The 12500-nt window shown below is 65.8% G+C and carries 10 protein-coding genes; 5 read left to right on the forward strand and 5 right to left on the reverse strand.

Translation table 11 applies throughout. The annotated features are described in order from the left end of the window. The first annotated feature begins 29 nt into the window (after positions 1-29). The 3 genes from gyrA to crtL are packed head-to-tail and all read left to right on the forward strand — an operon-like array spanning position 30 to position 5082. Positions 30-2660 (forward strand): DNA gyrase subunit A, encoded by a 2631-nt coding sequence (gene gyrA / locus KBY73_RS05035; protein WP_254935989.1) that lies wholly within the window; start codon positions 30-32, stop codon positions 2658-2660. An 18-nt stretch (positions 2661-2678) separates the two neighbouring features. Continuing rightward, positions 2679-3812 carry a CARDB domain-containing protein gene (locus tag KBY73_RS05040; RefSeq protein ID WP_254935990.1) on the forward strand — a complete coding sequence of 378 codons (1134 nt, stop codon included), beginning with the start codon at positions 2679-2681 and terminating at the stop codon, positions 3810-3812. Then, entirely contained in the window at positions 3805-5082 is a 1278-nt protein-coding gene (gene crtL, locus KBY73_RS05045) for a lycopene beta cyclase (RefSeq protein WP_254935991.1), read from the forward strand. Before KBY73_RS05040 ends, crtL begins: the two co-directional genes overlap by 8 nt. Before the next feature lie 8 nt (positions 5083-5090). On the opposite strand, the gene KBY73_RS05050 is transcribed toward crtL, so the two are convergent. After that, positions 5091-6665, reverse strand: coding sequence for a glycoside hydrolase family 57 protein (locus tag KBY73_RS05050; protein WP_254935992.1), 1575 nt, complete (start codon positions 6663-6665; stop codon positions 5091-5093). An 86-nt stretch (positions 6666-6751) separates the two neighbouring features. On the opposite strand from KBY73_RS05050, the gene KBY73_RS05055 reads away from it, so the two are divergent. Together KBY73_RS05055 and KBY73_RS05060 are read left to right on the forward strand one after the other, a co-directional pair. After that, the gene (locus KBY73_RS05055) at positions 6752-8395 is read left to right on the forward strand and encodes a 2-isopropylmalate synthase (RefSeq protein ID WP_254935993.1); all 1644 of its coding nucleotides are present in this window, start codon (positions 6752-6754) and stop codon (positions 8393-8395) included. A gap of 220 nt (positions 8396-8615) precedes the next feature. Then, the gene (locus KBY73_RS05060) at positions 8616-9464 is read left to right on the forward strand and encodes a carbohydrate ABC transporter permease (RefSeq protein ID WP_254935994.1); all 849 of its coding nucleotides are present in this window, start codon (positions 8616-8618) and stop codon (positions 9462-9464) included. A 33-nt stretch (positions 9465-9497) separates the two neighbouring features. Here the strand turns inward: KBY73_RS05060 and KBY73_RS05065 are convergent, their stop codons facing one another. From KBY73_RS05065 to KBY73_RS05080, 4 genes are all read right to left on the reverse strand, one after another. Beyond that, positions 9498-9938: a hypothetical protein gene (locus tag KBY73_RS05065; RefSeq protein ID WP_254935995.1), complete on the reverse strand. Its 441-nt coding sequence runs from the start codon at positions 9936-9938 to the stop codon at positions 9498-9500. A 201-nt stretch (positions 9939-10139) separates the two neighbouring features. Further along, positions 10140-10667, reverse strand: coding sequence for a hypothetical protein (locus KBY73_RS05070; RefSeq protein WP_254935996.1), 528 nt, complete (start codon positions 10665-10667; stop codon positions 10140-10142). 8 nt (positions 10668-10675) lie between these two features. Further along, positions 10676-10864, reverse strand: coding sequence for a hypothetical protein (locus tag KBY73_RS05075; RefSeq protein ID WP_254935997.1), 189 nt, complete (start codon positions 10862-10864; stop codon positions 10676-10678). 103 nt (positions 10865-10967) lie between these two features. Continuing rightward, positions 10968-12479, reverse strand: coding sequence for a peptide ligase PGM1-related protein (locus KBY73_RS05080; RefSeq protein ID WP_254935998.1), 1512 nt, complete (start codon positions 12477-12479; stop codon positions 10968-10970). Between the last annotated feature and the right edge of the window lie 21 nt (positions 12480-12500).

A 12500-nucleotide genomic window follows, 5' to 3' on the forward strand; every position in this document is an offset into this window, starting at 1 on the left:
AAACTGACCGTTGCTAAAGACGGTCATCCATGGCGGACCCCAGCGGACCCGGTGCTGACATACCGGGGGAGTCCGGCGGCAACGGTGATTCGCGAATCATCCTGACCGATCTGCGCAACGAGATGTCGCGCTCCTATTTGGAGTATGCGATGAGCGTGATCGTGGGTCGGGCCCTGCCCGATGCCCGCGATGGCCTCAAGCCGGTGCACCGGCGCATTCTTTACGCGATGTATGAGCTGGGTCTGACCAGCGACCGGCCCTACAGGAAGTGCGCCCGTGTGGTGGGTGAGGTGCTTGGTAAGTACCACCCCCACGGCGACACGGCGGTGTACGACGCCCTGGTGCGGATGGCCCAGGACTTCAACATGCGCATGCCCCTGGTGAATGGGCACGGCAACTTTGGCTCGGTGGACGGCGATCCCCCGGCCGCCATGCGTTACACCGAATCACGGCTGCAGGCGCTGACAACCGACAGCCTGCTCGACGATATCGAGGCCGAGACGGTCGACTTCGCCGACAACTTTGATGGCTCCCAGCAGGAGCCCACCGTGATGCCGGCGCGGATTCCGCAGCTGCTGCTCAACGGCTCCACCGGCATCGCCGTGGGCATGGCGACCAACATCCCACCCCACAACCTCACTGAGCTGATCGACGGCACGCTGGCGCTGATCGCCAACCCCGACATCGACGATCTGCAGTTGATGGCGATCATCCCGGGGCCGGATTTCCCCACGGGAGGCCAGATCCTGGGTCGCCGCGGTATCCGTGACACCTACACCACCGGTCGCGGTTCAGTGACGATGCGGGGCGTCGCCTCGATTGAAACGCTGGAGGTGAAGGGCCGCCCCGACCGCGATGCGGTGATCATCACCGAATTGCCCTTCCAAACAAACAAGGCCTCGCTCATTGAGCGGATTGCCGAGCTGGTAAACGACAAGAAGCTGGAGGGAATCTCTGATATCCGCGATGAATCCGACCGCGATGGCATGCGGGTCGTGATCGAATTGCGCCGTGATGCCTACCCCCAGGTGGTGCTGAACAACCTGTTCAAACTCACGCCGCTGCAAAACAACTTCAGCGCCTACATGCTGGCGTTGGTGAAGTCGGAGCCGGTGCTGCTCACCCTGCGCAAAATGCTGCAGGTGTTTCTCGACTTCCGCATCGAGACGATCGAGCGCCGCACCCGCTACTTCCTGCGCAAAGCCGAGGAGCGCGACCATATCTTGCTGGGCCTGCTGCTGGCCCTAGACCAACTCGATCCGATCATTGCCCTGATCCGGGCTGCTTCCGATGCGGCCACTGCCCGCGTGCAGCTGCAGGAGCGCCACGGCCTCAGTGAGATCCAGGCCGACGCCATCCTGCAGATGCAGCTGCGGCGACTGACGGCCCTCGAGGCCGACAAGATCCGCCTTGAGCATGAGGATTTGGTCGCCAAGATTGCCGACTACAAAGACATCCTGGCCAATCGCGAGCGCGTACTCACGATCATCACCGAAGAGCTCGGTGCGATCCGCACTCGCTACCACTCCCCTCGCCGCACTGAGATTCTGGATCTCGAGGGCGGCCTCGAAGATATCGACCTGATCGCTAATGAGCGTTCGGTGGTGTTGCTCACCGAGAACGGCTACCTGAAGCGGATGCCGGTGAGCGAATTCGAGGCCACCAGCCGCGGCACCCGCGGCAAGGCCGGCACCAAGACCCAGGGCGAGGAGGCGGTGCGGCTGTTCATCAGCTGCAACGACCACGACAACCTGCTGCTGTTCTCCGATCGCGGCGTTGTCTACACCGTGCCGGCCTATCGGGTGCCGATCTGCAGCCGCGCTGCCAAGGGCACGCCGATTGTGCAGATGTTGCCGATTCCCCGCGAGGAGCAGATCACCTCGCTGCTGGCGGTGAGTGAATTCACCGATGACGGTGTGCTGGTGATGCTCACCAGTAGCGGCACGATTAAGCGCACCCGTCTATCGGCCTTTGCCAACATCCGCTCCAATGGCTTGATCGCCATCGATTTGGTGGAGGGTGATGCCCTCACCTGGGTGCGTTTGGCCCTGCCCGGCGACAGCATCCTGATCGGCTCGCGCAACGGCATGACGATCCACTTCCGTCTCAACGACGAGGAGTTGCGACCCCTAGGCCGCACAGCCCGCGGCGTGCGGGCCATGAATCTGCGCCCCGGCGACCAGCTGGTGAGCATGGATGTGCTGCCCGCCGAGCTCGCCGATCGGGTGGCGAGCTCGGCCAGCGCCGAAGACGACGACAGTGAGGAGGTGGCACCGAGCGAGGGTCCTTGGGTGCTGGTGGCCAGTGCCAGCGGCCTGGGTAAGCGGGTGCCGGTGGATCAGTTCCGCCTGCAGAAGCGCGCCGGCATGGGCCTGCGGGCGATCAAGTTCCGCAATAAGAGCGATGTGCTGGTGGGCCTCAAGGTGCTCGGGGCCGGCGAGGAGTTGCTGCTGGTGAGCGAGAAGGGGGTGATCGTGCGCACCCAGGCTGATGCGGTGCCACAGCAGTCGCGGGCGGCCACGGGCGTGCGCTTGCAGAAGCTCGATGCCCGCGATCGCCTCAGCGAAGTGGTGCTGGTGCCACCAGCTGCCGAAGATGAGGAGCTGCCCGTCCTGGAGGTGGTTGGTGAGGCCCCGGCCGATGCCGCCCTAGATGCCTGAGCCATAGGTTCCATTCCCATGGCCGACCTCTGGATCGCAAACACCATCAGCGATTTGATTCAGGGCGATGTGAACGAGCACCTGCCCCTGGAGCGCATTCCTCTCCAGGGTGATGTGTTGGGATTGGGCACCACCACCAGCATCGACAACGGGGAGCTCACCTTCCTGCAGGATGCCGATGGCGTGGTCACCACGATCTGGAAATGCCAGGCCAGCGATGGCGGTATTCGGGCCTTGCGGCCTGGGGATGGCAGCAGCCACTTCCCTTACGTTTGTTTCAGCGGTGATGCCACCGCCGTGCGCACGCCGGTGGATCTGGCCAGCCTGAGCGAGGTGCGGGGCCGGCCGTTGCAGGAGCTGGTGGCTGAGGCGATTGCCCAGCTGCGGCAGCAGGGCCGGTTAGCAGAGGCGCCGATTTATGGCCTGCGCCTGGTGTCGCAGTGGGAGTCTCTGGTGATCACGGTGGCCTCAAAGTTGTGCATGGGGCAGCAGCGGCGCAACACCTCCGTGGCCAGCAGTGCGGCCAGCGATGGCACCGCAGCGCGAAGCATCTACCAACTGCTGCAGCACTACCGATTAGCGCCGGAGAATCCCGGGGATCCCAGCGATCCGATCCGGTTTCTGGGCCGCTCCCTGGAGTGGGATTGCTGCGGCTTCTTCGACACCGATCCAGCCCAGGGCCGGGTCACGATCCCCGATCCCCACGCCCATCTGCATCTGCACGGCTGCAGCACTGATCTGCGTTACGGAGGCCATCTTCACCACGAACATCCCGGCACACGGCTGGCATCCCTGCAGCGGCTGGTGCTCTATCCCTTGCAGCAACTGCACCAGCTGGTGAGTGATCTGGCCATTGAGGCGCTGTACTTCCGCGATGGCAGCGCCCACTTCACCGTGGCCAATCGTGGTGCCATGGATGTGAGCGATGTGGGCGTTGCCGTGGTTGTCAACGACAGCTATGGCGGCCATCGCTATCTGCGGCTCCCCTGGCTGGCGGCCGGTGCCAGTGAAACCTTCAGCGTTCCCCTGCAGCTCCCCGCGGGGTGCCATCGTCTCGAGGTGATCGCCGATCCCGAGGGTCAGATCCTGGAGGAGGCAGCTTTCCAGTTCAACAATCGCGCCACTCTCGACATCCAGCTGCCAGATGTCTGAGCTGTTGGTTTTTGATGTGCTGGTGGTGGGTGCAGGCCCGGCGGCACTGGCTATCGCTGCCGAGCTGGCGGAGCAGGGGCTGGCGGTGGTTGTGCTGGCGGCAAGCGATTGCCGCGACCCCTGGCCCAACACCTACGGGATCTGGGGAGACGAGGTGGATGCCCTAGGCCTTGGCCACCTGCTGGAGCATCGCTGGAGCGACACGCTGAGTTATTTCGGTGCCGGCAGCAGCGATCCTGCCGATCCAGCCAACAGCCCCACCGCCCACGGCCGCGACTACGGCCTGTTCGACAAAAACAGGCTGCAGCAGTTCTGGCTGGAGCGTTGTGAGGCTGCCGGCGTGCAGTGGCTGCGCGGGCAGGCACTGGAGCTGAGCCATGGGGGCGGCCGCAGCCAGGTGGCCACCGCCGCAGGGGAAGTTCTGGAAGCAAGGCTGGTGCTGGATGCCAGCGGCCACAAGGCGGTATTTGTGCGGCGGCCCGACCAGGGGCCGGTGGCCGGCCAGGCGGCCTATGGCGTGGTGGGACGCTTCACGGCGCCGCCGGTGGAGCCGGGGCAATTCGTGCTGATGGATTACCGCGCCGACCATCTCAGCCCCGAGGAGCGCAGCGAGCCCCCCACTTTTCTCTATGCGATGGATCTGGGCCAGGGACGGTTTTTTGTGGAGGAGACCTCCCTGGCCCTGGCGCCACCGGTGCCCTACGCCACGCTCAAGCAGCGCCTCGAGCGGCGGCTGGCCCATCGCGGTGTGGCGATCGAGCAGGTGGAGCACGAGGAGTTTTGCCTGTTTCCGATGAACCTGCCCCTACCGGATCTGGATCAGCCCGTGCTGGCCTTTGGTGGGGCTGCGGCGATGGTGCATCCGGCCTCCGGCTACCTGGTGGGGGCCCTGCTGCGCCGGGCCCCGGCGGTGGCCGCAGCGGTGGCGGCGCGGCTGCGGGCTGAACCGGCCGCCACTTCGGCGGAGCTGGCCGCAGCTGGCTGGCAGGCGCTCTGGCCCCCGGAGCTACGCCGTAAACAGGCCCTCTACCAATTTGGGCTGGAGAAATTGATGCGCTTCTCGGAGCCCCAGCTGCGCAGTCACTTCGCCAGCTTCTTCTCCCTGCCCAGCGCCCAGTGGTATGGCTTTTTGACCAATACGCTCAGCCTGGGCGAGCTGCTGGCGGCGATGCTCGCCCTATTTGCCACGGCACCCTGGAGCGTGCGCTGGGGCCTGATGGGCATGCGGGGCCGGGAGTTGCAGCTGGGACTGCGCATGCTGGATCCCTAGTTTTGTGCCTAGGCCTGGACCGGCGCCGGCAGCCAATCGGCTGCGTTGAGCAGGGGGAATAGGCCGTCTTCGATGGCTATCGCCTTGAGCCATTTGGTGGGTAGCTCGGTGCCGTTTTCGATCGCATCCAGCAGGCGCCAGAAGCGATCAAGGTGGCGCTCGATCCTTTCTTTGGCCAGTCCGGTGGTGGTGCCCGCCCGCAGGATGAAGCTCCAATCAGAGCTTTGGGCCAGCAGCAGCTCCCGGCCCGCCTGGGTGAGCAGGTCTCGCTGGGCTGGGCTGCCAACGCCGCGCTGAACCCGAGCCACCATGGCCTGGGAGGCCCGTTGCCACTCGGCCACCACCCAGGCGTTGGTCTCGTTGAGCCAGTAGTCGTGGTAGCCACCCTGGCCCCAGCTGCTGGGGGAGGGGCGGCACACCTGCAGGGGCTCGACGCCTCCGAGGGCCTCCCGCAGGGTCACCAGGCGCACGCCGGCCTCATTGGCCTGGCGGAATAGGGCAGCTAGAAACTGGGGCCCCTCAAACCACCAATGGCCAAATAGCTCGGCATCGAAGGGGGCCACCAGCAGCGGCCGGCGCTCCATCGAGCGGGCCAGGCCGCTGAGCTCCTCGGCTCGGCCCTGCAGGTAGGTGGCGGCATGCTCCTCGATGCGCTCGGCGGCAACTGCGGGTTCGTAGGGCTGTTTCTGGTCGAGGGGGCAGCCCTGGGCCGTGACCCGGTGCAGCTTCAGGCCGAGGGGCCGGCGGCTGGTGATTGCATGGCTGGCTAGTTCGCTGTCGGGTAGATCCCAGCCCAGGTCGCGGTGGAATTCCCGGTAGGCGCCGTCGCCGGGGTAGCCCTCGCGGGCGCTCCACACCGGCAGGGTGGCGCTGCTGTCGCGGCCGAAGAAGGCTGCCCCAGCCGGCGAGCAGATCGGTGCGAACACGCCATAGCGGGGGCGGGGTTGGGCGTGCAGCAGACCGTGGGCATCGAGCACCGAGTAGCGCAGACCGCAGCCCACCAGCTGCTGATCGAGGCCTTCGTAGTAGGCGCATTCCGGCAGCCAGATGCCTAGGGGCCGCTCACCCAGCAGGCGTTCGTGCTCGCGCACTGCGGTGATCAGCTGGGCCCGCACCGCCTCTGGCACCTGGCGCAGCAGGGGCAGGTAGCCGTGGGTGGCGCCGCAGGTGATCAGGTCGAGCACCCCCTGTTGCTGCAGCCTGCGGAAGCGGGGGATCAGTTGCCCCTTGGCCTGACGCCACTGGTTCACCACCGTCTCGAGTTGGGCAGCTAGGTGGCTGGCGGCTGCTGTTTGGTCTTCCGGGGCTTGCTGCAGCAGCTCCTGACGGACGGCGATCCAGGCCAGGAAGCGGCCATTGAGCTGGGGATCGGCCAGCAGGGAAAGCAGGGTGGGCGAGAGGCCGAGGGTGAGCCGGGGGCGCTGGCGCCGGTCAGCGGCGGAGGCCTCGAGCACGGCCAGCAGCGGCAGGTAGCACTCCTGGAGCGCTTGGAAATACCAATCTTCCTCAAGCGAGCCGGGTTCGCTGGAGCGCACGTAGGGAAGATGAGCGTGGAGGACTAGGGCCAGATCGCCTGCGGCCATAACCTTCCTGCGATAACTGCACTCTAGGCGTAGTGCCCGCATACAATGGGCTATCTCATAGTCATTCCGCCTAGAGGGGCTCCCTTATGGCCCGCGATCCCGGCCGCGTATTGATCTTCGATACCACCTTGCGCGATGGCGAGCAGTCGCCTGGCGCCAGCCTGAACCTCGAGGAGAAGCTGGCGATCGCCCAGCAGTTGGCGCGGCTGGGGGTGGACATCATCGAGGCCGGCTTCCCCTTTGCCAGCCCCGGAGATTTCAACGCAGTGCAGCGCATTGCCGAAACCGTTGGCACGCCGGAAGGGCCGGTGATCTGCGGCCTGGCTCGGGCAGCTGCCGGCGACATCAAGGCCTGCGCTGATGCGGTGGCGCCCGCTGCTAAGCGGCGCATCCACACCTTTATTGCCACCAGCGACATCCATCTCGAGCACAAGCTGCGCAAGAGCCGCGCTGAGGTGCTGGCGATCACCGCCGAGATGGTGGCCTACGCCCGCTCGCTGGTGGACGACGTGGAATTTTCCTGCGAAGACGCCGGCCGCAGTGATCCGGAGTTCATGCATCAGGTGATCGAGGCGGCGATCAGCGCCGGCGCCACCACGATCAATATTCCCGACACCGTGGGCTACGCCACCCCAGCGGAATTCGGCGCCCTGATCGCCGGTATCAATGCCCAGGTGCCCAACATCGACCAGGCGGTGATCTCGGTGCACGGCCACAACGACCTGGGCCTGGCGGTGGCCAACTTCCTCGAGGCGGTGAAAAACGGCGCCCGCCAGCTGGAGTGCACGATCAATGGCATCGGTGAGCGGGCTGGCAACGCCTCGCTCGAGGAGCTGGTGATGGCGCTGCACGTGCGGCGCAGCTACTTCAACCCCTTCCTGGGGCGGCCAGCGGAGAGCACCGAGCCGCTCACGGGCGTGCGCACCGAGGAGATCACCAAGACCTCGCGGCTGGTGAGCAACCTCACCGGCATGGCGGTCCAGCCCAATAAGGCGATCGTGGGCGCCAACGCCTTTGCCCACGAGAGTGGCATCCACCAAGACGGCGTACTCAAGAACCGCCTCACCTACGAAATCATTGATGCCCGCACCGTTGGTTTGGCGGACAACCGCATCTCCCTGGGCAAGTTGAGCGGGCGCAGCGCCTTCCGGGCCCGGCTTGAGGAGCTGGGCTACACGCTCGAGCGTGAGGACCTCGACGATGCCTTCGCCCGCTTCAAGGAGCTGGCTGATCGCAAGCGGGAAATCAGCGACCGCGATCTAGAGGCGATCGTGAGCGAGCAGGTGCAGCAGCAAGATGGCGGCAGCTTCACCCTCAAGAGCGTGCAGGTGAGCTGTGGCACGGGCTTGCAGCCCACCGCCACCGTCACCCTGGTAACGGCGGATGGCGCCGAGCTCAGCGAGGCGGCGATCGGCACCGGGCCGGTGGATGCGGTGTGTCAGGCGCTCAATCGGCTGGCCCAGGTGCCCAATGAGCTGGTGGAATTTTCGGTGAAATCGGTCACCGAAGGCATCGATGCCATGGGTGATGTGACGATCCGGCTGCGCCACGAGGGCGTGCTCTATTCGGGCCACTCAGCTGACACGGACATCGTGGTGGCCGCCGCCCAGGCCTTCGTGAACGCCCTCAATAGGCTGGTAGCCGGTGGGCGTCACCAGCCGCTGCACCCCCAGAAGGCGCCGCTGCCCGTAGTGGGCGATCTGCCCCTGGCCGACCGGCCACGGGTTTAGGCCTGTGGGTCTATGCCTGTGGATCTATGCCTGTGGATCTGGTCGTTTGGGTGCGGCGTTTCAGCTTGGGTTCGCGTCCATGGGTCGGCGTTGTTTTTATTAATTAGCTAAGCCAAGACTAAGCTAAGCGCCAAAACACGACTAAGCGCCAAAACACGACATCCCCCCCCCTGGCCAGTCCCCCCGCCTGAGTCATCTTCTTCCCTTCAGCTCCCCCGCCATGAGCCTGCCCCTCTCAGGACCGCGCCGCTCACGGCTCAGAGCCGCCGCCCAGCTGATTTTGCTGTTGCTGGTGGCCCTGGCGATGCTGGTGCCGCTGCTGTGGCTGGTGAGCACCTCGCTGAAGGGTCCGGCGGAGGACATTTTCACCAGCCCGCCAGCCCTCTGGCCCAGTCAGCCCAGCTTTGAGGCCTACAGGCGCCTTTTTAGCGACAATCCAATCGGCACCTACCTGCTCAACAGCACGATTGTGAGTGGCCTGGCGGTGCTGGCCAATGTGCTCTTCTGCTCGTTGGCGGCCTATCCCCTGGCCCGCATGAATTTTCGCGGCCGGGGCTTGGTGCTGGCCCTAGTGGTAGCAACGATTTTGATCCCCTTTCAGGTGGTCATGATTCCGCTCTACCTGTTGATGGTGCAGATCGGCCTGCGCAACACCCTTTGGGCCCTGATCATTCCCCAGGCGGCCACCGCCTTTGGCATTTTCCTGCTGCGGCAGAGCTTCCTGGGGGTGCCGGTGGAGCTGGAGGAGGCGGCCCGCTGCGATGGCTGCACGCCGGTGGGGGAGTGGTGGAACGTGATGATTCCAGCGGCCCGGGCCGACCTGATCACCCTGGCGATGTTCGTGTTCATCGGTACCTGGAGCGATTTTCTCTGGCCCCTGGTGATCCTCGATGAACCCGAGCTCTACACGCTGCCACTTGGTCTGCAACAGCTGGCCAGCAGCTTTTCGCTCGACTGGCGCCTGGTGGCGGCAGGAGCGGTGATTTCGATCCTGCCGGTGCTGGTGGTGTTTATCGGCCTGCAGCGCTACATCCTGCCCAGCGCCGCCGGCGATGCAGTCAAAGGCTGAAAACCAGTGAGGGATTGAAAAGCTCCTGCTTGATCAGTTTGTAGATGCAGGGGGGCGCACAGGCGGCAGGGGCGGCACCCCCAAAGGCAGCTCATCGCTTTTCGGGTCAGTCGCTTCGCTGGGGCGGGCTGCGCGCAACTTGCTGAGCTCCGCCCGCAGGTTTGCGGTTTCGCGGCTCAGCCCATCGATGCGGGTGCCGTTGCGCTCCACCGCCTGCAGCCGCTCCACGGTGGTGCGCAGCTGCTGTTCCAGGCCAGTGGTGCGATCGAGGGCCCGGCTGTTCTCCAATCCCTGCACCCGCTCCTGCAGCTGGCGGATCGTGTCGTTTTGCTGGCGGGATTTACCCACGATCACCAAAAAAAGCACCACCAGCATTGCCGTGACACCGGCCTGCAGCCAGGGCACCCAGGCGAGAGAAGCGCCGTTGGGGCTGGCTTCGGTGCTGATCGCGGCTTGGTCAGGGGCTGGGGTCATCAAGGCAAGCAGCCAGTTCTGCCTAGATGCTGGCGGGCAGAAGGAGTTTTGTCAGGGGTGGCTGGGGGATTGTGAGGTGTTTGCAGGCAAGAGGCCAGGCAGTTATTTAAGCCATCTCTTGATGGGCACCCGCCACGTTTACGGCCTGGATTACGAATTTGGTTTCGTAATAAACCATGTTGCAGCCAAAGGCTACTGAGTTCAACGTAGCGCTACCGCGGCAAGTTGCTGCGCATCGCAGCGGCTCCAGGCGTTGCGATCCGCAGCTGTGCTGCCAACTCCTAGGGCCAGCAAGGCTTTTTCGGCTTGCTGCTGGCGGGCCTTGCTGCGTTGCCGCTTGGCCTCCTGCTCACCCTGCCAGTAGCGGCGCTCGGCGCGATCCCTGCTGCGCCAGGCCGCCAGGGCCTGCTCATAGCGCTCCTGCTCCAGCTCCTGGTCTTCGCGGGTGAAGCGTGCCAGCAGCTCCGGATCTGGTGCCGCAGGCCTCCGAAGGGGGGAGTAGGCCTGTTGCTTGAGATTGGCTAGCTCGCTGCTGCTGCGCCGCAGCTCCTGCAATTGACGCTGCACCGCTGGCTGCTGGCCGCGGCAGCGGCTCACCAGGGCACTCAGCTGCCGCTGGGCTGCCTCCGCCTGCTCGCGCTTTTGCCGCTCCGCGCCATTGCAGCCCAGCAGCGTTAGCGCCATCAAGGTGGTGCAAAAAAGGTTGGCCGTGGCGCGCCGTTGCTGCATTGGTGCCCTTAGGCAGCCCTACGGCCTAACTCGCCAGCGGGCGGCAGAAACTGCCACAGCCGCCGGTAGGCCTCCAACTCCAGATCACCCCAGCCCACTAGCTCGGGGTTGCTGCTCTGGATCGCCTCAAAAAGCTCCTGCCGGCTGCCTGGCAGGGCTTTCAGGCGAAGGATGGAGAGGGCCTCCGTCCGCTGCATGGGTGCTTGAAAACTCCCTCCAACCAACCGGATCTCGCTATCCGTGTCAAGCCACTCAGACCTGCGGCTGGTCTCCAGCTGCACCAATTCATCAGCCATTGCCCTAGTGCCCCAGCCGCCGGGCGGCTCTCAGCAGCTCCGCTTCCGTGGCCCCGTACACCGCTTCTGCTTCCGCGGCGCTGCGGCCGATGCAGGTCATGCCGAGCTTGCCGTATTGCGACAGGCATCCCAGCAGGTGAAACACGCTGCCGCGCAGCTGGGACGGGTCGAAGTGCAGGCCCGCCTCAGCCACGATGTCGATCAGATCCACCGGCAGCAGCCCGCGCAGGTGCGGCGCCGTGAGGTTGTCGGTGGCCTTGTAGTGCAGGGCCGGGCCGCTGGGGGCGTGATACAGCCCGCTGACTGGATCGAGGCTGCCGCTGGTGATGGCGCTTAGCGCCATGTAGGGGTGGGTGGTGCCGCCCTGGCGCAGGTTCACCTCGATCGCCTGCAGATCCCAGCGATCGCCAAAGCGCCGGGCGATGAAATCCACCGCATAGCGCTCCAGCGCGCCCTCTGCCGCTAGCGCCTCGCCCACCGCCTGGCCGTGGCGCATCAGCTCGGCCCGGTAGGACTCGGCCGCCGGGAAGCTGCAGCCCAGGTAGGTCTGGCCGCTGGGGCCGCCTAGCACCTGCTCATGGCTCGAGAGCACCTCCACCGCGCCGGCCTGCCCGCCCCTGCCGGGATAAATCGTGCCCTGCACGCTTGGTGAGCTGAGCTCCTCCCCTCCCTCCAGCCAAGCCTCCACCAGCGCCCCCTGCACCGCCAGCTGCTCCTTCCAGCTGGCGGCTGGCATCGGCAGAGCCTCCAGGGCCTGCCGCAGCCGCCGCCGCCGCTCAGCGCCACTGAGTCCCGCCAGCTGCAGGGGTGCGAGCGGCAAAGGGGCATTGCCCTCGCCGCTGAAGCCCTCATTGAGCTTCACCACGCACTGGCGCAGCTCGGGGTGGGCTTCCCAAAGCTCAGCCGCCGCCTCGGTGAGGTCGTCGAGGTTGTGGGTGAGGGCCGAGCCGGGGGGGTGGGGCACGCCGCAGCGGGCGAACAGCTCGCGGCTGCCGGCCTTGCTGCCCCAATAGCCCAGGGCCGGATCGGTGCCCAGCAGCGGCACCTGCAGCCGCTCCGAGAGCTGGCGTTCCAGGTCGCTCACAACAAAGCAGTTGATGAAGCTGCGCCCCGGCCGCAGCAGCTCGGCGATGCGCCCCAGTAGGGCCGGCCGCTCCAGCAGCTTGGCGGTGAGGGGTCGGCTGGAGGCGTCGTCGGTGTCGACTAGGTGCAGCCGCCGCCGCGCGTGGGAGGTGGGCACCCCCGGCAGCAGCTCCAGCACCGCATCCACCACCAGCTCCCCCAGCGGTTTGCTGGTGGCATACACCATGCGCACCCCCGGATCCCGCAGCCGGATCAGCGAAAACAGTTGGCGCTCCTCGTAGTGGTGGGCGCCGGTCACCAGGTCGATCTGGTTCTGGTCCATCGACAGCGACGGCACCATCAGCACGTCCACATCCGGCCCCTGGGCTGCGGTGCTCTGGCCCCACTGCGGCTGCAGTTGGGCCTGGAGCTCGCGGAAGCTGAGCAATGTCATGGGAGTGGGGGCAGGATCGAG

The sequence above is a fragment of the Cyanobium sp. Tous-M-B4 genome, from assembly GCF_024345395.1.
Classification (GTDB): domain Bacteria; phylum Cyanobacteriota; class Cyanobacteriia; order PCC-6307; family Cyanobiaceae; genus Cyanobium_A.

Excerpts from the sequence above, each read along its gene's own strand:
- KBY73_RS05040 (WP_254935990.1), top strand. The coding sequence starts at position 2,679 with ATGGCCGACCTCTGGATCGCAAACACCATCAGCGATTTGATTCAGGGC.
- KBY73_RS05060 (WP_254935994.1), top strand. The coding sequence starts at position 8,616 with ATGAGCCTGCCCCTCTCAGGACCGCGCCGCTCACGGCTCAGAGCCGCC.
- KBY73_RS05055 (WP_254935993.1), top strand. The coding sequence starts at position 6,752 with ATGGCCCGCGATCCCGGCCGCGTATTGATCTTCGATACCACCTTGCGC.
- KBY73_RS05050 (WP_254935992.1), bottom strand. The coding sequence starts at position 6,665 with ATGGCCGCAGGCGATCTGGCCCTAGTCCTCCACGCTCATCTTCCCTAC.
- crtL (WP_254935991.1), top strand. The coding sequence starts at position 3,805 with ATGTCTGAGCTGTTGGTTTTTGATGTGCTGGTGGTGGGTGCAGGCCCG.
- KBY73_RS05070 (WP_254935996.1), bottom strand. The coding sequence starts at position 10,667 with ATGCAGCAACGGCGCGCCACGGCCAACCTTTTTTGCACCACCTTGATG.
- KBY73_RS05075 (WP_254935997.1), bottom strand. The coding sequence starts at position 10,864 with ATGCAGCGGACGGAGGCCCTCTCCATCCTTCGCCTGAAAGCCCTGCCA.
- KBY73_RS05065 (WP_254935995.1), bottom strand. The coding sequence starts at position 9,938 with ATGACCCCAGCCCCTGACCAAGCCGCGATCAGCACCGAAGCCAGCCCC.
- gyrA (WP_254935989.1), top strand. The coding sequence starts at position 30 with ATGGCGGACCCCAGCGGACCCGGTGCTGACATACCGGGGGAGTCCGGC.
- KBY73_RS05080 (WP_254935998.1), bottom strand. The coding sequence starts at position 12,479 with ATGACATTGCTCAGCTTCCGCGAGCTCCAGGCCCAACTGCAGCCGCAG.